The organism is Streptomyces poriferorum, assembly GCF_019399235.1.
Lineage (GTDB): Bacteria > Actinomycetota > Actinomycetes > Streptomycetales > Streptomycetaceae > Streptomyces > Streptomyces poriferorum.
On sequence record NZ_JAELVH010000657.1, the window covers coordinates 1 to 404 of the forward strand.

The following is a 404-nucleotide window of genomic DNA, read 5'->3' on the forward strand; positions in this document are numbered from 1 at the left end:
CCACCAGGCGCCCCGGCCCGACCGGGCGACGACCCAGCTCTCGATGCCGCCCGAGCTGCCCGCGCCACCCGGGCAGCTTCCCGGGCAGGGCCCGGGGGAGCGGGGCCAGAGGGGCCGCGGGGATACCGGCCGGCTGCCCCTGCCCGGGAAGCTGCCCGGGTGGCGCGGGCAGCTCGGGCGGCATCGAGAGCTGGGTCGTCGCCCGGTCGGGCCGGGGCGCCTGGTGGTCGATGACCCCCAACTGCGCGGTGCTGGTGTCGCGGTGGGGCGTGAAGGACGCGGGCGGGGAGGCGGGGTCCTGCGGAGTGTCCTCGGAGGCGGCGGGGACCGCGTCCTGTACGTCGGGGGCGTCCGCCGCGGCCACCACGCCCTCGGCCGGCGCGTCGACCACGGCCACCGCGGGC

At 80.4% G+C, this 404-nt stretch carries 1 pseudogene; it reads right to left on the minus strand.

Annotation, left to right across the window (positions count from 1 at the left end):
- A pseudogene (locus JGS39_RS40285) lies at positions 1 to 404 on the minus strand (hypothetical protein); the annotation flags it as partial.